This is a genomic window from Neobacillus niacini (assembly GCF_030817695.1).
GTDB lineage: Bacteria > Bacillota > Bacilli > Bacillales > Cytobacillaceae > Neobacillus > Neobacillus niacini_F.
Map to the genome: position 1 here is coordinate 810,388 of NZ_JAUSZQ010000002.1, position 19,289 is coordinate 829,676.

The following is a 19,289-nucleotide window of genomic DNA, read 5'->3' on the forward strand; positions in this document are numbered from 1 at the left end:
AGCTAGGAGGTTTTATATGGTATCCAAATCATCGCAGAACTGGAAGTATGTCATTATCATCTTGCTATTTTTAGGGTGGTCAATTGGAAACTTTGATCGATTTTTCATGAATTATGCGATTTTAGGTATTTCAAAGGATCTCCAATTAAGTGCCTCTCAGACAGGAATTGTTTTAAGTAGCTTTTTTGCAGGTTATGCCTTAATGCAAATTCCGGGTGGGTGGCTCGCAGATCGTTTTGGTTTCCGAAAAATCATTATCATCGCTGTTTTTGCTTGGTCCGTTTTCACAATTATGTCAGGAATGGCATGGTCCTTCATATCCTTAATTCTCATTCGATTTCTTTTTGGGCTTGGGGAAGGCAGCTTTTTTCCATCCGCCTCAAAAGGTATTGCTAGTTGGTTTCCGCAAAATGAACGGAGCCGTGCCATGTCCTTCATGCTCACTTCCGGTGCGATAATGGGAGTATTAACACCAATCATTGGTACCCAATCCATGCAAAGTGTCGGTTGGAGAATGATTTTTTATATTGCGGGTGCCATTGGAATTATATTTGTCTTGCTATACGTCTTTTTCTTAAAAGAGAGGAAAGGTTCAACTGTAGGAATTACTGGAATTACTGGAATTACTGAAAATCCTGCTAAAAGTAAAGCGCCTTTACGAGAGGTTTTGAAAACCCCGATTATATGGAATTTGTTCATTGCCTATTTTGCGATTTATGCCGTGCAATGGGGATTAATGGCATGGATGCCAACTTATTTAGTAGAGGCACGTAATCTTGATTTAACATCCGTTGGGTATATTTCAGCTATTCCAGCGTTTACAGGAATTATTGCGATGCTTGCTAGTGGGTATATTTTAGATAAATTACATGAAGGGAAAGATAAGGTAATTGCAGCGATATTTGCTGTATTAACAGCAATTTTTCTATATCTAATGGCTTTTGCGCCAAACATAGCCATGTTTACTGTCTATCAAAGTGTGGTTACTGTATTCATGTCGTTTAATATTACTCTCATCATCTCAGCTCCCTTAAAAATGTTATCAGAAGAGGTAGTAGGAACGGCAAATGGTTTTATTAATACAGGTGCACAATTCGCTGGTGTACTTACTCCAATGCTAATAGGATTTTTAGTCGATGCTTTTGACGGTTCTTATACGGTTGCTTTTATTATGCTGATTATGTTTGCACTAATGTGTGCTATATCTTTATTTTTAATAGGCTCTAAGAAAGAGGTTCCTACTTTCAATGAAAATATTAGTTAGGAGATGGAAAAATTGACTGCTCTATCAGAAAAAATTACAAATTTAATAGATAATAAACGAACCTTATTTACACAGCTAAGTGATCAAATATGGGAGTTTGCAGAAACCAGATTTGAGGAATTCCGTTCAGCTGAATTGCTTTCGGAAGCAATGGAAAAGGAAGGGTTTGAAGTAAAAAAGGGAATAGCTGGTCTTGAAACAGGCTTTATCGCCTCCTATGGATCTGGGCATCCGGTAATTGCGATTCTCGGTGAATACGATGCTTTGGCAGGACTAAGCCAACAAGCAAGCAGCAATAAGTTTGAGCCCATTCTGAAAAATGGAAATGGCCATGGCTGCGGACATAACTTGCTGGGAGTAGGTTCGTTAGCGGCAGCTATAGCGGTTAAGGATTATATGAAGGAACATAAGCTTGCTGGAACTGTACGATATTTTGGCTGTCCGGCCGAAGAAAGTGGATACGGGAAAACATTTATGGCAAGAGACGGTTTTTTCAAAGATGTGGATGCTGCCTTCTCATGGCATCCTGCCACCATGAATGCTGTCATGAACTCCACTGCTAATGCGGTCATCCATGCACACTTTAAATTTAAAGGGAGAAGTGCCCATGCCGGTGCAGCACCACATTTAGGAAGAAGCGCTTTAGACGCAGTCGAACTGATGAACGTTGGAGTCAATTATATGAGAGAACACACAATTGATGAAGCTCGGATTCATTATGCTGTAACCAATACAGGGGGATTGGCTCCAAACGTCGTTCAAGCTGAGGCGGAAGTGACGTATTTAATCCGTGCACCGAAACCATATCAAGTAAAAGAGCTTTATGACAGGGTAGTAGACTGTGCCCGCGGTGCGGCACTTATGACGCAAACGAAGGTAGATTACGAAATTCAAGGTTCCTGCCATAATTTAATTCCAAACCTGACCCTTGAAAAGGTAATGCACCAATATATGCAAGAAATAGGAGCTCCTCTTGCTACTGAACAGGATATAAACTATGCAAAAACCATCTATGAAACGTTGACGGACGAGGAGAAGCGTGCGGCAGCTTTACAAGTTGGAAAACAGGGAGCTTCTCAATTAGCCGAACGACCGATTGCCGACTTTATCGTTCCTTTTTCTGAAAAAGAAACATTTATGGGAGGTTCTACGGATGTTGCCGATGTTAGTTGGAATGTTCCAACAGCACAATGTGTAACTTCCACCTGGGCGTTTGGAACACCGTTTCATACTTGGCAGGCTGTGGCACAAGGTAAAGAAAGCTATGCCCATGATGCCATGCTATTAGCTGGAAAAGCAATGGCATGTACCGCTATTTCGGCTATTGAAAACCCAGAATTACTTGAAAAGGCAAAGAAGGAATTAGTAGAAAGGCTTGATGGTGAAACCTATGAGTCGCTAATCCCAAAAGGGCTTACACCTCCGAAAAATAAACAAAAGGTGTATCAAACAATATAAAAGAAACAAAGGGGACGGTTCTTATGGCTTTTAGGCATAAGGACCGTTTTCTTTAAAGGGAGTGAGCATATGTCTTTTACGAGTTTAAGAGAATTAATGGAACTTGCTGAAAACGAGAAAACAACCATTGCGGATGTAATGATCACTACAGAGGTACAACAGAAAGGTGATCCTAGAGAAACGATACTCGAAAAAATGGCCGAGCAATTTGCAGTGATGGAGGAGGCCGTCCGTAAAGGAACGATGAGTCCCGTTATGTCCCGGACCGGTTTGACAGGCGGGGACGGGCACCGCCTTCACCAATATGCTGAAAATGGTAATACCTTTGTCAACCCTGCGACATTAAATGCTGCAGCGAATGCACTCGCCGTTTCAGAGGTAAATGCGGCGATGGGGCGGATTGTGGCAACACCGACAGCAGGCTCCGCAGGAATCTTGCCGGCTGTACTGGTTCATGCCCTTGAAAGCGGAAAATTTACCCGTAAGCAAATTGTCGAGTCCATGTTTACTGCCTCCGCGCTTGGCATAGTTATTGCAAATAAAGCGTCAATCTCAGGGGCCGCCGGCGGGTGCCAGGCCGAAGTCGGATCTGCCACAGCCATGGCAGCCGGCACCCTTGTGGAGCTGGCCGGCGGTACACCGACGCAGGTTGGAAATGCTGTTGGAATCGCCTTGAAAAATTCACTAGGGCTGGTTTGTGACCCAGTGGCCGGCCTGGTGGAAATCCCGTGTATCATTCGTAACGGTTTACATGCGATTACTGCACAAGCCGCGGCAGATATGGCGTTAGCAGGTGTAGTCAGCACCATCCCTCCGGATGAGGTAGTCCATGTGATGCATGAGGTAGGACAGCAAATGCCTGACTCGTTGAGAGAAACGGGGATAGGCGGTCTTGCCGGAACTCCAACAGGAAAGAAATTAAAAGAACAGATTTTCAGAGAAAAAGCTAGTGGCTGTGGTCCAGCAAAATACCAAAGTGCCTATGAAATTATCGGCCCTGTAATGGTTGGCCCTTCAAGTTCGCATACGGCCGGGGCTGTTCGAATTGCGAATATTGCCTACCAGCTGTTGAATGAAAAACCATTATTTGCAAGGTTCTCATTAATGGGCTCCTTCGCTGAAACCTATCAAGGACACGGAACAGACTTAGCGCTGTTGGCAGGTGTTATGGGATTATCGACTTTAGATGATGGCATTCCAAATGCAAAGGCAATTGCCGAAGAACAGGGCTTACAATATGAATTTACGAAAAGGATGCTTGGAAGTTATCACCCTAACACCGTTCTTGTAGAATTATCAGGGGCTTCGCGTACTGTAAAGGTGTTGGCCAGTTCTTTAGGCGGCGGCAAGGTGGAGGTTCAGGAAATGGATGATTATCCGTTAAAATTTTCCGGCGAACGGCCGACACTTGTGATCCGTCATACCGACCGAAAAGGGGTTATCTCAGAGTTATCGGGGGTTCTTTATCAAAAAGGGTGTAACATTGCTCGCATGGCTAATGAGCGTTCAAAAATTAATGGTCCTGCGATAACGGTTTGCGAAATTGACAATAAAATCGAAGAAACTGTCTTAGCTTTATTAAAAAAAGAGATCCCAATTATTGACGAAATTGTCTTGGTTCAAACTATGTAGTTGTCTAGGATATCAATGGGGACGGTTCTCTCGGCTTTAATTTTTAGGGTTCTTAATTAGGGAGCAACTGCCAGCAGTCTCCATTGTAGAAGGCTATTTTTTTATCGGAGGAAGGAAAAGTAACTGATGATAGCGGTTGCATAAATATTTAAAATATTGAATAAATATTCATGACGTGTTACTATATTACTAGTTTAAATTCTTCTGAGTTTAGACCTCCTAAAATGGACTTAGCCTAGACCACTAAGTTCAACTTTGACCTTTGATTTTAAAAATCAAAGGTCCTTTTTGTTTTCTTGTGCAGCCGCGAAGAAAAGCTACCTTTTATGAAAGGTCTGATTTATCACTAGCGACTCTCTTTTATTAGATATGATGCACTTTTATTAGAAGATATTATAATGCTTGTAAGATCCCCTTGTGATAAGTGCGGAGTCGTTCATGCAATATCACAATTTTTTTCAAACCAAGCATTATATTCGACAAAAAATTCCCTAGGAAATCACTCAAAGTACTTGTTTCAAAAGGTCTTGATGACCTTTTAATCAATCGTTTGATTTAGGAAGATTAATGAAGCAAATTGTCGGATAACCCAGAATGCACCTATACTTCCGGGTTCAACCATTCATAGATTATGACTGGAGAAACTAGCGCGCTTTTTTCAACCAACTAAACATTACATAAATAATAAGTAGTAAAACACCTATTTCAATAGCATGGTCGGCCACATTAAGTACTCCACCGGCACGAGGGATAAAATCTGTCACCTGCCCAAACAAAAGCCGATCAATACCATTTCCAATTCCTCCCCCGACAAGAAATCCGAAACTACTATCAATGAGAGTCCCCTTCATTTCTTCGGTTCTGCGAATATATAATACACTGATCACAAACAACACAGCCATAACTCCAAAAAGCCGTGCATAGCCCTGAAATAAACCTCCGGCCATCCCGCTATTTTCGATATGTGTGAGTTGCCATCCCCACAAGCTAAATTCTTCGTTAATTTCAATGTGGGTACGAATTAGATATTTCGTAAGTTGGTCAGTCAATACAACTAGGATTGATATGATATAAAATAGCATTGAGGCCCTTCTTTCATGTAGCATTATTTTGCTTCACTACTCATCAGTATAAATGAACGCCTAGAAAAAACATTAAAAACGCTCTTCTTAGATTTAAAGGGTAAGCCGGCTTTATTTTCTTGCTATTTGAAGTAAAGGAAATAGGGATTTTTTCATACAAATTAATTTTTTAATCGACAAAATAAGTAAAATTCTTACATTAGTATCTTTCAAATTTCCCATTTAAAGAATATAATATTTTGTATGAAAATCATTGTAGAGAGGGGAGCAAATGAAAAAAGGACTATTATTTGGCTGCACTTTGGCGGCTCTTTTGGTACTGGTTTTTTCTCTATTAAACTCAAAGGAATCGTTTCAAATGGCTGGCAAAGAGATGGGGAAGAGTGTAGTAGAAAAGGAACAGAATCTGAAGGAAACAAAGGTTCAAGAAGCTACAACAGCAAAAGTCGAATCAAGGGTTCACCATTCTGCAACTGTAAATGCCGAAACGGAATCATATGAGGAAAAAACACTGGTTGAAGATAAATTTGAATCTAAGGCTGAGTTTAATAGAATCACACAGGAGGCAGAAGTAACCTTAACTGCTTTACTAGAGACGGCCAAGAAGGAAGTAAAAGTTGAAAAAAGAAGGCAATATGGATCTATCTATCATTCCTATAAAATATGAGGCGATTCTAAAAGAAAAAGAGAAAGAAGCAGACAGCCAATTTCAAATCTTTTTAGATAAACTGGAATCAGACATGCTTGAAAATAACCTCCCTGCTTCAATGGAAGAAGAGTATAAGCGAGTGTACGAACAAAAGAAGTTAGATCGCTTATTGAGATTAAAGGAGGAAATTAAAAAGCTTGTTTAACCTTAGAAAGTGATAGAAAGAGAGAGAACTTAATAATTGGGAGTGGAGCTTTTGAAAAACAAGTCACTAGTATTCTTGCTAATCTTTTTGTTAATGACTAATCCACTAATGACGATGGCTGAGACATTCGGTACAGATGATCAAACAACAGAGTCTGATTATCTTGGACCTACCCTTAATAACGTTCAACTATCTACGACAGAGGTGAATGTAGGGGAAGAGATTGTTTTTACAGCCTCCGTGTCGGATGACATTTCCGGAATATCAAGTGTATCTGCCATGATATACTTTGCAGACAAATCTAAGCCTAATAGTGCCCGGCACATTGAGTTTGTTTACGATCCTACATCATCTAATTGGATCGGGACCTATACAGTTGGGGTGAATGATGTACCTGGAAAATGGGTTTTAGAGGAAATTCACATGGTTGACAACATGTATAATTCAAACTGGGCTTATATTTCAGAGGCCTTCACTATACACAACGCTGAGGGAGACTTTACAGCTCCAACAGTGGAAAACGTTGTCATTGATCCGGTTACAGCTAATGTTGGGGACGTTGTTAATATTTCAATGAAGGTTACCGATGATAAGTCTGATATTTCTTATGTGAATGCGTATCTGCATTCTGTTAATGGAACGAATCGTTATGTCTATTTACAATATGACCAAGAAAAAGAGGAGTGGTTTGGTTCATATACTGTACAAAAAAACGACAGTCCCGGCTTAAGTACCTTAATGGTGGACACACAAGATACAGCAGGTAATTATGGAACGATCGATACGTCTAAAACTCTTTATATCAATAATGAAGGTGGAGATTTTACGGCACCAGTTATTGAAAATATTGAGGTTTCAACTTCTGCTATTCAAGTAGGAGAAACTGTTACGATAACTGCTGATGTAAGCGACGGTAAATCAGGAGTTCGCGAAGTATCAGCTAATCTTCATTCATCTAACTACGAGCAATATGAAACAGTAAAGTTGAACTACAATCAAGAACAAAACAAATGGGTAGGTACCTTCACTGCAAAGGAAACTACACATGATGGTGATTGGTATTTCTCTGTTCATGCAACGGACAATTTTGATAATTACAGCTGGAGTTACAATACACCATATTTTACTGTCATCAATCCTGATGGGGATTATACAGCTCCTACAATCTCAAATTTAGAAGTTAATCCGACAAATGTAACTGTTGGTGAACAAGTGACATTGTCAGTAACGGTAGAAGATGACAAATCAGGTGTTGCCTATGTTCAAGCTTCTCTGGACTACTTAGGTAATGTACCATTCAAGTATGATCCTGAAAGTGGAAAGTGGACGGCAGCCGTAACGATTCCTAATTCTATTGAAGATGGAAGAGAGATCTTTATTCATAGTGTAGAAGCCATCGACTTCAAGGGGAATAAAAGGTATGAATGGTTATCACAACCATTTTATGTATCCAACCCAACTCCGCTCACATTAGAAAACGTTGAATTTTCTTCAAATACTGTTATGGCAGGCGATAATCTTCAAATTCAAGCGAAATTTGCTAATGATGAAAATGTAGTTAACAGTGTGACAGCAAGAATTACTGATGAATTAAATCTCAACAGATACGTAGAACTTACTTATGATTCAGAAAATGGAACATGGAATGGAAGCTATCCTGTTCCTGCAAATGACAAACCTGGAGAATGGTATGTATACTTTAATGTAAAAGATGTAAAAGGAAACCATTATTATTTTTCAGCAGGGCAGACTTTTACTGTAGATAACCCAAATGCTGATACGGAATTGCCAGTAATCGAAAACGTGACGATTACCCCTGATGTAGCAACTTTTGGTGATGAGGTAACGATTGAAGTAGAAGCATCCGATATCGGCTCCGGTATTAGCTTTGTCAATGCGTTTTTGAATATGGATAACATTAGTAACCGATATATTCCCCTTACCCTTGATCAAACGACAAAGAAATGGATAGGGAAATTCACAGTGGAACAAAGAGATGCGTCTGGTGTATGGAATGTTGAAATCATGGCAAGTGACTTCGCCGGTAATGTTCAGTCTAATACCAGCTATCAAATGGAAATCAATAATCCAAATCAAGATACAAATGCACCTACCGTTGAATCCTTTAGCTTTGATAAAACGATAGCACAACCTGGTGATACTATTCGGTTTGAAGCGAAGATTAGCGACAATCAATCAGGAATTAATAGTGTCTACGTTCAATTCAGTCAGAATAACAATTCTGAATCTAGATGGAAGAATGTAACACTTACCTATGATGAAACTCGTGGCCTATGGGTAGGATCCTATACCATTCCAGCCTATTCCTCTGCAGGATTACATTCTATATATTTATACGCTGTAGACCAGGCGGGAAATTGGGGATCTGGACCCTGGATGGGCAATCAAATTCTAATTTTGAATGATACTCCTGATTATGACAAACCGGTTTTTGAAGAATTGAGCTTTACACCGGGAACCGTTAGATTAGGTGACTCAATTTCTATCAGAGTAAAAGCGACAGATGCAGGATCAGATGTTGAGAGTGTCAGTGTTATGTTCATGGAAGGACAGTTTTGGAATGCAAGTGAATTTGGCGGTACCTTTGAAAGTATCGACTTAGAATATGACCCTAATGAAAACGTCTGGGTTGGAAGTAAAACCATTACTTCAGTTGACTACACAGGAAAATGGAGATTGGAAGTATCGGCAACAGATGGAGCAGGAAATACTGTATATGACACATTCCCTCAGCCACTATATGTCGACCAAAACGAAAGTGAACCAGTGACTTCAGTAAATCTTGAAGTTAATCAGACAAGTCCGCAAATTGTAGGTACACCTATTTCTGTTAAGGCAACTTCAGAAGGAAGCAGTAACCCAGAGTATCGTTTCTATGTCCGCGATGATAAAGGAGACCTTACAACTATTCAGGAGTATAGCAGTCAAGATACTATAACATGGACACCGACTCTGCCAGGTAACTATACCATTATTGTGGAGGCAAAGGATAAATACAAAACTGGCTCCGCTAGTTTTTATGAAGCCCGAAATGAAATAAACTATACGATTAATGTTGGAAAAGTTACAAGCGTACAGGCTGAAGCGGATCAAGTTTCCCAAAATGTTATTGGAACACCTATTACGTTTACGGCAACATCTGAAGGAAGCAACGAGCCTGTGTACCTTTTCTATGTTAGAGATCACAAGGGAAATCTAACCACTCTTCAGGAGTATAGTGATGATAACACCTTTACATGGACACCAACGAGTAAAGGCAACTACACCGTAATTGTTTATAGTAAGGACAAGGGGTCGAAAGAATTATTTGAAGCTCAAACTGAAATGAGTTATAAGATGAAAGCTGGAAAAGAAACAAGTGTTCAAGTTAAAGCAAATCAGCCTTCATCAACAATTGTTGAAACACCGATTACTTTAACAGCAACATCTGAAGGAAGCAATCAACCTGAGTACCGATTCTTGGTCAAGGATGACAAGGGAGTACTTACCACTCTTCAGGAGTATAACAGCAATGGTACAGTAACTTGGATACCAACGAGTGCAGGCAGTTACACGATTATTGTTCTTGGTAAAGAAAAGGGCAAACCTGGTTCAGGTGAATCCCTAGAAGCACGGACAGAAATGCTATTTAATGTACAACAATGATTTCGATATGATGTACGGTATTTTTTTAGCTATTAAGCAAGCCCTATCCAATAGCCAGTTGGATAGGGTTTTTTATCGTTTGATATTTCATATAAGAAACTGCAGTGAGTCCCGAATACATTGGATAGATGCTTTTTTATTGTTGCTTCACTGAGTAAAAGCTCACATGCAATTTCCTTTTTGGTCCGCAAATTGTTCTCTTTGGTCTAATGAAGTCACCACAACCAACTAATCAGGAGAATGAAATAAACGAAACCCTTTACCAGCTTTTGAATAAAGTGGATAAAGCTTTGTACACTGCGAAACGAGAGGGACGCAACCAAGTGCAGGTGTTTGGAGCGTAAATTCCGGTGCCTGTCACCCTGAATTTTTCATCGACACGTTTTTTCCTAGAAAACACGTAAAAGTTCTTTTTTAATGGAGTTTTAGGTGTTTTTAATCAACGTCTAAGTGGTATTTTTTATAGTAGAAGTTTGTCAGGTTGTGTATTTTAGTAGTTTCTCTTGTTCTTTTGAAGGAGCAATCTAAAAATCTTGGCTATTTTTCGACAACTACCTCGCCTGAAATCAAGAAGGAAACCAAATAACAAAGGGGCTCATCTGCTATTTAATCAAGCGTTTGATTAATAGGGTTTGAATTAACTAATCGTTTGATTAGAATTGCATTACGTGCCGTTAATACAGCGTTTGCTTCTCTCTAGCAGGAAGAAAATTGTCGAGAGATGATTTAGTGAAAAAAGGTCATTTTGACTACTATATAGACATAAAGGAAGGGGTTTCAAACTTAGTGAGCATATAGGATGGATTTCTTGGGAAGAATGTTATGAAGTTATTAAAGACTTGTATTCTAATGATAAGGAACTTGTTAAATTAGTGTCTTTTTATAAGGACCGGCTCATGGGGACGGTTCTGGTTGCCTTTTATAGATTTTACCAATTATAAAATAATGTCAACCCTCCCTGTTTTTTTCTAAGATAACAAAAAGACTAATTGAAAATTTGAGAGTTAAGAAAAATTGTTAAGAGCTTAGTAATTGATTTACTAGGCTTTTCTTTTCCTACTAGTAAAGACTTTAGGAAATAACCTACCACGCGGTGCTAGAACAATTAGGATCTTAGATTGACCTTTAGGGATTAATTCTTTTCTGCCTCCCTATTGACAGATCAAATAATAAAAGATAAATTAAGGTGGTAATAACCACATGATGTCTTTATGTGGGGAAATGAGGTATCCAGATGTGGAATAGTAAAATCTCTACCATACAAAAAGATAGCCCTGTACCACTATATTACCAACTGAAAGAAATTTTAAAAAATCAAATAGAATCAGGCGAACTTAAAGATGGAGAAATGATTCCATCAGAACGAGAATTAATCGAACTCTATCAAATAAGCAGGCCAACGGTTCGTCAAGCTATTAATGAGCTTGTTAACAGCCAGCTATTAGTAAGAAGACAAGGTTATGGGACCTTTGTTAATAAACCGAAACGAAGTCAATGGTATCTTGAAAGTCTTACGAGCTTTTCAGAAGAAAATGAAAAAAAGGGCTTAGCAACAAAAACAACGGTTCTTACTATCCAATTGATTGAAGGAACGATGGAACTAAATTCATTGTTTAGAAAAAGTCATAACCAATACTATCATATTGAAAGATTACGTTATGTAGAAGAGCAGCCAGTGGTTCTCGTATCTACATATATTCCATGTAATCTTGCACCTGAATTAGAGAAGGAAAATCTTACAGAAAATTCATTATATGATATTTTGCATAATCGTTATCATTTAAACATTGATTATGGTGAACGAAGTCTGGAAGCAGTGATTGTAGACAAGAATGATTATCAACATCTCGGAATCTCACCTGAATCACCTATCCAGTTAGTGAAAACTATTGCTTTTCTTGAAAATGGCGATGTGTTTGAATACTCCATTTCAAGGTTCCGCGGAGACTTAAGCAGTTTTAAAGCAAAATTAAAATTTAATAAATAGTATGATTGCACGGAGTAGAGCACAGATTATATAAACGTTGAAATTTTCAAAAAATTTTGTTGACGGAATATAAGAATTGCTCTAAACTTTGTATTAGGTGGTAATGACAACCTGACATTAGAACGTATAAAATGCAAACGTATATTTTATGAAAAAAATTTTTAAGTATGGTGGTAATGACAACCTAACATTCTTACGTTATTATGTTTTATTTTGTACGGCAATTATCTATCCTTTAAAGTCGTTCTGAAAAAATATTTTTATAGATAAGGAGAATTATAAAAATGGTAACAGCCATTAAAATGCCGAAAATGGGTTTGTCGGGAGACACGAGTTTGATTGGTCAGTGGATTAAGAAAAAAGGAGATAAGGTTTCAGTAGGTGAATCCATATTAACCGTTGAAACCGATAAAGCAACGTTTGAAGTGGAAGCTGAAGCAGAAGGGGTGCTGCTGGAGGTTTTTTATGAAGAAGGTGATGAGGTACCGGTTCTGACTCCTATCGGTGTTATTGGAGAAGAAGGGGAGGATTTCTCAAAACTTTTAAATGAAGACCCTGCAGGCTCTGAACCACTTAAAGATGAAAAAGAACATCAACCAGATTTGATTGTTCAGGCACAACAAACAGCAGCTGCAAATGGTCAGAACCTGGAACCAGTTGAAACTTCTAGTCTAAAAATTTCTCCAAGAGCAAAGAGAACAGCAGAAAGACTTCATCTTGATTATCGGTTTGCAGAGCCATCGGGTGCTTCAGGAAGAATTATTGAGAAAGATGTATTAAGTTTACTTGAAAAGGCTCCTAGGTATACCAGTGCAGCAAAAGCAGCTGGAATCCTTGTTGATAGGAATGATAAAGCTACTGGTTTAGGTGGAAGAGTAACCGTTCAAGATGTTTCTGGCACTGCTTCAACGAAACCAAGTGAACAAAAAGTTGTAGAAGAGCCGGCAACTAACGAAAAACCAGGTTACAACGTTCAGCCTTTAAGTCGTATGAGAAAAGTTATTGCGAAGAATATGATGAATTCCTTACATAATACTGCTCAATTAACCTTAACATCATCCTTTGACGCATCAACAATTCTTGCCTACCGGAACAAAGTAAAGAAGCAAAAGGATAGTCTTGGTCTCGAAAACGTGACTCTTAACGATATGATTCTCTTTGCTGTTTCTAGGACACTTATGAATCACAAAGATTTAAATGCCCATCTAGTCGATAATGATTTACTCGTATTTGACTCCGTCCACTTAGGCATGGCTGTCGATACTCCTAAAGGTTTAATCGTTCCAACTTTGGTGGATTCCAATACAAAGTCATTAGTTGAATTAGCAAAAGCGAGTAATGAGATGGTACAGAAATGTAAGGATGAAACGATTTTGCCAAATGAGATGCAAGGTGCTAGTTTTACCGTTACGAATCTTGGCAGTTTTGGAATCGAGTCCTTTACACCTGTACTTAACCCGCCGCAAGTCGGAATTCTTGGCGTGAACACCATTGTTTATCGTGTGAAACAATCGGAAGGAAAAGACATCACGTATCCAGCAATGGGGCTTTCCTTAACCTTTGATCACAGGGCATTAGATGGTGCACCAGCTGCAAGATTCCTTAAGGATTTAATAACTAATCTTGAACATTTCGACCTATTATTAGCCAAGTAATATATTCATAGTTAAAGAGGGGCAGATGACAAAAATGGTATATGATTTGATTGTTCTCGGAGGCGGTCCTGGGGGATATCATGGTGCTTTACAGGCAGCTTCTCATAATCTGAAAACACTCTTAATAGAAAAGGAAAAATTAGGCGGGGTTTGTTTAAACGAAGGTTGTATCCCAACAAAGACCCTCCTCCAATCCGCTAAGGTTTACCATCATGCCTTGCATTCTGAGGATCTTGGTGTTACAGCGAGCAATGTCGAATATCATCATGAAAAAGTGCTGAAAAGAAAAAACGAAGTTTCTGCCCAATTAAGAAGCGGAATCCGCGGCCAGCTTAAGGTAAGTGGTGTAGAGGTGATTGAAGGCTATGGCCAAATTTTAAGGCGGCAGGCAGATGGTTTCCTCGTTAGCATTGGGGAAGAAGTGGTGAAAGGTAAGCGGCTGCTTTTAGCAACAGGGGCAAGTCCTGTTATCCCGCCGATTCCAGGTTTAAAGGAGGCAATTGGTCAAGGTATTGCCCTTACCAGCAGAGAAATATTAGATATTCCGCATATCCCTGAGTCCTTAACCATCATTGGAGGCGGCGTTATAGGTCTTGAAATGGCGGAGTATTTTGCTAAGACGGGCAGCAGGGTTACGGTGATTGAAATGCAAAATCAAATTGGCGGTCCAATAGATAGTGAAATTTCCACCACCTTTCTGAAAATACTTAAGCAAATGGGAATACTATTTGAGCTTAATGCCAAGGTCCAGTCGATTGATCATCACCAAGTGACGTATGAAAAACAGGGAAAAACATTTCGTGTTGATTCCGAATACATTTTAGTTTGTACGGGCCGAAAACCAAACATTGAAAACCTGGGAATTGAGGCTATAGGAGTAGAAACCATTAAAGGCTGTGTTTCTACTGATGAGACGGGGCAAACCAATATACCTAATGTGTATGCAGTTGGAGACCTTAATGGGAAGTCAATGCTTGCTCATACAGCCTATCGTGAAGCTGAGGTTTGTATTCAAACCATAATAGGAAAAAAAGAACAGATGCGTTACCACACCATTCCTGCAGTTATTTATACAACACCAGAAGTAGCCTTTGTCGGTGAAACGGAGGAATCGGCATTAGCAAAAGGAATTGATTATGCCAAGGTGAATCTTCCCTTAAATTATAGCGGGCGTTATGTAGTAGAACAGGGAGACCGCAATGGTTTTATTAAGATTGTCATTGATAAAAAATATAATCAAATCATTGGTGTTCATATATTAGGTAATTACGCTTCTGAAATCATTTATGGAGCATCGATGATGTTAGAAACCGAAATGCGAACGAGTGATATTGAACAGCTTGTCTTTCCGCATCCTTCTGTTTCAGAAGTGATTAAGGACGCAATCCATCAGTATATAAAAATTGGAGGTTAATAGATATGCCAAAAAATTTATTGCTTGATCCAGTGGAGCAGAGGAGTAATCTTGAAATTAAATTTAATCCGATTCCGATAAATCAATATAATAAGAGTTTCGCAGAAGAAAAATCTGCGTATTCAAAAGAGGACCTTGTGAGAATTTACCGTGATATGTTTATGATTCGTGAATTCGAGTCGATGCTTCTCTCTTTAAGAACAACCAACTCTTATCAGGAAGTTTCTTATAAATACAGCGGTCCCGCTCATTTATCAATCGGTCAGGAAGCGGCTACAGTAGGCCAGTCGTATTTGTTAGATGAGAACGATTTTATTTTTGGATCCCATCGCAGTCACGGTGAAATTATTGCAAAAGGCTTATCCGCGATTGAAAAATTGTCTGATACGCAATTAATGAACATCATGGAGGACTTTTTTGATGGCAAAATACTAAGAATCGTTCAAAAGCATTGTAAAGATGTCAAGGACACAAAAGAATTGGCTATACATTTTCTTATTTATGGTACGATAGCGGAATTGTTTGGAAAGGAAACAGGATTGACAAAAGGATTGGGTAATTCCATGCATGCCTTTTTTTCACCATTTGGCATTTATCCTAACAATGCAATTGTTGGCGGTTCTGCACCCATTGCGATGGGCTCTGCGCTCTATAAAAAGGTAAATAAGAAAAAGGGGATTGTCATTGCTAATATCGGCGATGGTTCTATGGCAAGAGGGCCAGTCTGGGAATCTATGAACATGGCGGCTATGGACCAGTTTAAGTTACTTTGGGATGAGGAGTATCGCGGCGGTCTTCCAATTATCTTCAACTTCTTCAATAATTTTTACGCAATGGGCGGCCAGCCTGTTGGAGAAACAGCAGGTTATCAGTTTTTAGCTCGGGTAGGTGCGGCCGTCAATCCTGAGCAAATGCATGCAGAGAGAGTAGATGGATATAACCCGCTTGCTGTTATTGATGCCATCAAGCGCAAAAAAGAGATTCTTGCGCAGGGGAATGGTCCTGTACTATTAGACACATTGACTTACCGTTTGACTGGACATTCGCCTTCTGATCCGCAAGGATATCGCAGTAAAGAAGAGTTCCAAAGATGGGCGGAAGTGGATCCAATTGTTCATTTTAAGCAGCAGCTTGTGCTTGAGCAGGTGGAAAATGAAAACAACCTTTTGGGCATTGAGCTAAATATCAAAGATATTATGTTAAAATTATACAAATTAGCGATTGATGAAGAGATTTCACCAAAAATGGATTTAATCCAATATCCAGATGATATTTCAAGCCTTATGTTTTCAAATCAAAGCATTGAAAAAATGGAGGAACGGGAATGTGAGGTACTGATTCCTAAGGAAGAAAACCCAAGAGTAAAACAGATTAAAAAGAAAATAAGGGTAGGTATCCAGGATGGTAAACCGGTATCAAAACTGAAAACACTCCAGCTTAGAGATGCTCTATTCGAGTCTCTAATTGATAAATTTTATACAGATCCGACTTTAATCGCATATGGAGAAGAAAATCGTGATTGGGGCGGTGCATACGCTGTCTATAACGGATTAACCGAATCTCTTCCATATCACCGATTATTCAATTCTCCGATTTCTGAAGCAGCCATAGTTGGATCAGCAGTAGGTTATGCTCTTTCTGGCGGACGGGTAGTGGTTGAGCTCATGTATGCTGATTTTATCGGTTGTGCAGGGGATGAAATTTTCAACCAGTTGGCTAAGTGGCAGGCAATGAGCGCTGGAACGCTGAAAATGCCTGTTGTGCTCCGCACCTCTGTTGGTTCTAAATATGGAGCTCAGCATTCTCAGGAGTGGACATCATTGGTGGCACACATTCCTGGATTAAAGGTAGTGTATCCTGCTACACCGTATGATGCAAAAGGTTTGTTAAATGCTGCCTTAAACGGAACGGATCCAGTCATTTTCTTCGAAAGTCAAAGCCTTTATGATATTGGCGAGATGTTCCATCTTGAAGGAGTTCCTGAGGAGTATTATGAAATACCGATTGGTGTACCAGATGTAAAGAGAGAAGGAAAGGACATCACCATCCTAACAGTAGGTGCTTCTTTATACAAAGCAGTGGACGCTGCTGAAATTTTAGAAGAAAAGTTTGGGTTGTCAGCTGAAATCATTGATGCCAGGTCTGTAGTTCCTTTTGATTATGAAAAAGTTCTTGAATCTGTTAAGAAAACAGGGAAAATCGTTATTGTCAGTGATGCAGTAGAACGGGGATCGATTATAAATGATTTTGCCCGCAATATTACGGATATGGCTTTCGATGATTTAGATGCACCCCCTGTAGTCATCGGTGCGAGAAACTGGATTACTCCTGCTTATGAATATGAGAATCATTTCTTCCCGCAGGCAGATTGGATTATTGATGCCATTCATGAAAAAATCATGCCGTTAAAAGATTATGTACCCGTCAATAACTTCACTAAAAATGAACAAATTCGCAGAAGTAAATTTGGAGTTTAATAGAAGCATTAATGAAGTTTAATAGTGAGAGCAGCTAAGATGACAAGGTTATCCTAGCTGCTCGATTTCTTAGAATGAAAATTTGATAACGTTATATATTGACTTAGGAATAATATTAGAATATATTAATAATTTATAGTAAATTATAAATTTACAGAAAAAAACCACTTTATACATAATCCACCAGTCATCTTTAGACGAAAAATGAGAATAACATTTTATATTTTTTACTTTAAATGATAACGTTATCAAAAAACATTCACAATCATCCAGAACCATCCACACAAGTAATCGTCAATCTCTCTTTTTTTCATTTCAGAACAGATAATTCATTTAGTTTTATGGTAAGTATTACCTAAAATTAAGAGCCTAGTACATCTTAAGTTACAGTACTTACTTAAAAGTGAATCGATAATCGTTGTTTTTTAAAAAGATAACGTTATCAAAATGCATGACTCAAGTTAAAATTGTTGAGTAATTTGTTAATTAATGCGTTCTTGCATAGAAAAACTATTACAATCAGTAGAGAAAGCGTTACCAATTCTATGTTTAAGAAAGGTGTTCCAAATGGGTGATACGAGAAATACAGAATTAAATAAGCAAGTGACCATAAAGGATATCGCTAAAAAAGCAGGCGTTTCACAAGCGACTGTTGGAAGAGTGATAGGGGGGTATGGGAGCGTTTCTTCAAAAGCGAAAGAAAAAGTCTTAAAAGTAGTAAAGGAATTAAATTATGTACCGAATTCGATCGCACAAAGTATGAAAAATAAGCGGACCAAAACCATTGGAGTTGTGGTTGGAAGATTTGGTAATCCCTTTTTCAGTGAAATCGTCAATGCCATTGAAGTAGCGGGAGCCAAATTAGGATATAACGTTATCATTTCTAATACAGATGAGGATCCGAAAAAAGAATTAGAATGTTTGAAAACATTATACAGCAAACAAATCGATGGGATTATCATCGCGACCACACTAAGTCCTGATACCGTGCTGGATGCTGCTTCTAAAAAGTTTTATTCAGGAAGTATTCCTACCGTATATATTGACAGGGAACTCCCATTCTTACAAGAGCTATGTGTCCTGACCGATAATTATTTTGGTGCCTATAAAGCTACTGAATATTTAATAGAAAAGGGACACAGAAATATTGGAATCATTGCGGGTACAAATACGAGTACCATGCACCGAAGGATAGAGGGATATAAGAGGGCTCTGATGGACAATAACATTGAGCCTCAGGAAAAATTTATTCGGTTTGGAGAAAAAGCAACAGTAGAAGAGGGCAGACAATTTACTAGTGATTTATTAATAAATAATCAAGATATGACAGCAATGTTTGCACTAAATAATCAGCTAGTGACAGGGATGCTGAAAGCCATCAATGATATGAAGTTAAGTATTCCAACCGATCTATCAGTAGTAGGGTGGGATGATTTTGAACTCGCTCAGATAGTCAATCCGCCTTTGACAATGGTTACACAAGATACAGAAAAAATTGGCACGGTTGCTACTGAAAAACTAATAGAAATAATTCATTCAAAAGATGTTGAATCTAATGCTCTTGGGGAAAGAAGAATTGTATTTAATGCACATTTAATTATTAGAGAATCATGTGCTGATAGAAAAGTAGAGTGGATTTGAAACAGCACTCACTGAAAGGGGGGAGATATGGGAGTATCGATATTAAAAAGTTATATTCCAGATATTAATCAAGTGTGGTATGGAAGTAGTTTTTCCTAGGCTAATTGTTAGAAGAATGAACTCATTTTGATAGCATAATTTCTTCCGATTTGGAAGGTA

General features: G+C 38.8%; 12 protein-coding genes. 11 read left to right on the forward strand and 1 reads right to left on the reverse strand.

All coding sequences use genetic code 11. The annotated features are described in order from the left end of the window. The first annotated feature begins 16 nt into the window (after positions 1-16). The 3 genes from QFZ28_RS04320 (at position 17) to sdaAA (ending at position 4,354) form a co-directional block, all read left to right on the forward strand. Positions 17-1,264, forward strand: a complete 1,248-nt coding sequence (locus tag QFZ28_RS04320; RefSeq protein WP_307193509.1) for an MFS transporter — start codon at positions 17-19, stop codon at positions 1,262-1,264. Positions 1,265-1,267: 3 nt separating this feature from the next. After that, complete coding sequence (locus tag QFZ28_RS04325) at positions 1,268-2,722, forward strand: M20 family metallopeptidase (RefSeq protein ID WP_307193510.1); 1,455 nt, start codon at positions 1,268-1,270, stop codon at positions 2,720-2,722. Positions 2,723-2,791: 69 nt separating this feature from the next. Further along, positions 2,792-4,354: an L-serine ammonia-lyase, iron-sulfur-dependent, subunit alpha gene (sdaAA, locus tag QFZ28_RS04330; protein WP_307193511.1), complete on the forward strand. Its 1,563-nt coding sequence runs from the start codon at positions 2,792-2,794 to the stop codon at positions 4,352-4,354. Positions 4,355-4,998: 644 nt separating this feature from the next. Here sdaAA and lspA read toward each other — a convergent pair. Beyond that, positions 4,999-5,436: a signal peptidase II gene (gene lspA / locus QFZ28_RS04335; RefSeq protein ID WP_307193512.1), complete on the reverse strand. Its 438-nt coding sequence runs from the start codon at positions 5,434-5,436 to the stop codon at positions 4,999-5,001. Positions 5,437-5,707: 271 nt separating this feature from the next. On the opposite strand from lspA, the gene QFZ28_RS04340 reads away from it, so the two are divergent. The 8 genes from QFZ28_RS04340 (at position 5,708) to QFZ28_RS04375 (ending at position 19,130) form a co-directional block, all read left to right on the forward strand. Continuing rightward, the gene (locus QFZ28_RS04340) at positions 5,708-6,103 is read left to right on the forward strand and encodes a hypothetical protein (RefSeq protein ID WP_307193513.1); all 396 of its coding nucleotides are present in this window, start codon (positions 5,708-5,710) and stop codon (positions 6,101-6,103) included. Beyond that, a complete protein-coding gene (locus tag QFZ28_RS04345) occupies positions 6,072-6,290 on the forward strand; it encodes a hypothetical protein (RefSeq protein WP_307193514.1) in 219 nt (72 codons plus the stop codon). Before QFZ28_RS04340 ends, QFZ28_RS04345 begins: the two co-directional genes overlap by 32 nt. 51 nt (positions 6,291-6,341) lie before the next feature. After that, entirely contained in the window at positions 6,342-9,956 is a 3,615-nt protein-coding gene (locus QFZ28_RS04350; RefSeq protein ID WP_307193515.1) for a triple tyrosine motif-containing protein, read from the forward strand. 1,234 nt (positions 9,957-11,190) lie between these two features. Next, complete coding sequence (locus QFZ28_RS04355; protein ID WP_307193516.1) at positions 11,191-11,943, forward strand: GntR family transcriptional regulator; 753 nt, start codon at positions 11,191-11,193, stop codon at positions 11,941-11,943. A 284-nt stretch (positions 11,944-12,227) separates the two neighbouring features. Further along, the gene (locus QFZ28_RS04360) at positions 12,228-13,598 is read left to right on the forward strand and encodes a dihydrolipoamide acetyltransferase family protein (RefSeq protein WP_307193517.1); all 1,371 of its coding nucleotides are present in this window, start codon (positions 12,228-12,230) and stop codon (positions 13,596-13,598) included. Between the two features lie 25 nt (positions 13,599-13,623). Beyond that, a complete protein-coding gene (gene lpdA / locus QFZ28_RS04365) occupies positions 13,624-15,012 on the forward strand; it encodes a dihydrolipoyl dehydrogenase (RefSeq protein ID WP_307193518.1) in 1,389 nt (462 codons plus the stop codon). Between the two features lie 5 nt (positions 15,013-15,017). Then, positions 15,018-17,489 carry an alpha-ketoacid dehydrogenase subunit alpha/beta gene (locus tag QFZ28_RS04370; protein ID WP_307193519.1) on the forward strand — a complete coding sequence of 824 codons (2,472 nt, stop codon included), beginning with the start codon at positions 15,018-15,020 and terminating at the stop codon, positions 17,487-17,489. 567 nt (positions 17,490-18,056) lie between these two features. Beyond that, complete coding sequence (locus tag QFZ28_RS04375; RefSeq protein WP_307193520.1) at positions 18,057-19,130, forward strand: LacI family DNA-binding transcriptional regulator; 1,074 nt, start codon at positions 18,057-18,059, stop codon at positions 19,128-19,130. The last annotated feature ends 159 nt before the right edge of the window (positions 19,131-19,289 follow it).

What these genes read in the sequence shown, in the direction of transcription:
- lpdA (WP_307193518.1), top strand. Translation starts at nt 13,624, where the DNA reads ATGACAAAAATGGTATATGATTTGATTGTTCTCGGAGGCGGTCCTGGG.
- QFZ28_RS04370 (WP_307193519.1), top strand. Translation starts at nt 15,018, where the DNA reads ATGCCAAAAAATTTATTGCTTGATCCAGTGGAGCAGAGGAGTAATCTT.
- QFZ28_RS04325 (WP_307193510.1), top strand. Translation starts at nt 1,268, where the DNA reads ATGGAAAAATTGACTGCTCTATCAGAAAAAATTACAAATTTAATAGAT.
- sdaAA (WP_307193511.1), top strand. Translation starts at nt 2,792, where the DNA reads ATGTCTTTTACGAGTTTAAGAGAATTAATGGAACTTGCTGAAAACGAG.
- QFZ28_RS04320 (WP_307193509.1), top strand. Translation starts at nt 17, where the DNA reads ATGGTATCCAAATCATCGCAGAACTGGAAGTATGTCATTATCATCTTG.
- QFZ28_RS04355 (WP_307193516.1), top strand. Translation starts at nt 11,191, where the DNA reads ATGTGGAATAGTAAAATCTCTACCATACAAAAAGATAGCCCTGTACCA.
- lspA (WP_307193512.1), bottom strand. Translation starts at nt 5,436, where the DNA reads ATGCTATTTTATATCATATCAATCCTAGTTGTATTGACTGACCAACTT.
- QFZ28_RS04375 (WP_307193520.1), top strand. Translation starts at nt 18,057, where the DNA reads ATGGGTGATACGAGAAATACAGAATTAAATAAGCAAGTGACCATAAAG.
- QFZ28_RS04360 (WP_307193517.1), top strand. Translation starts at nt 12,228, where the DNA reads ATGGTAACAGCCATTAAAATGCCGAAAATGGGTTTGTCGGGAGACACG.
- QFZ28_RS04340 (WP_307193513.1), top strand. Translation starts at nt 5,708, where the DNA reads ATGAAAAAAGGACTATTATTTGGCTGCACTTTGGCGGCTCTTTTGGTA.
- QFZ28_RS04345 (WP_307193514.1), top strand. Translation starts at nt 6,072, where the DNA reads ATGGATCTATCTATCATTCCTATAAAATATGAGGCGATTCTAAAAGAA.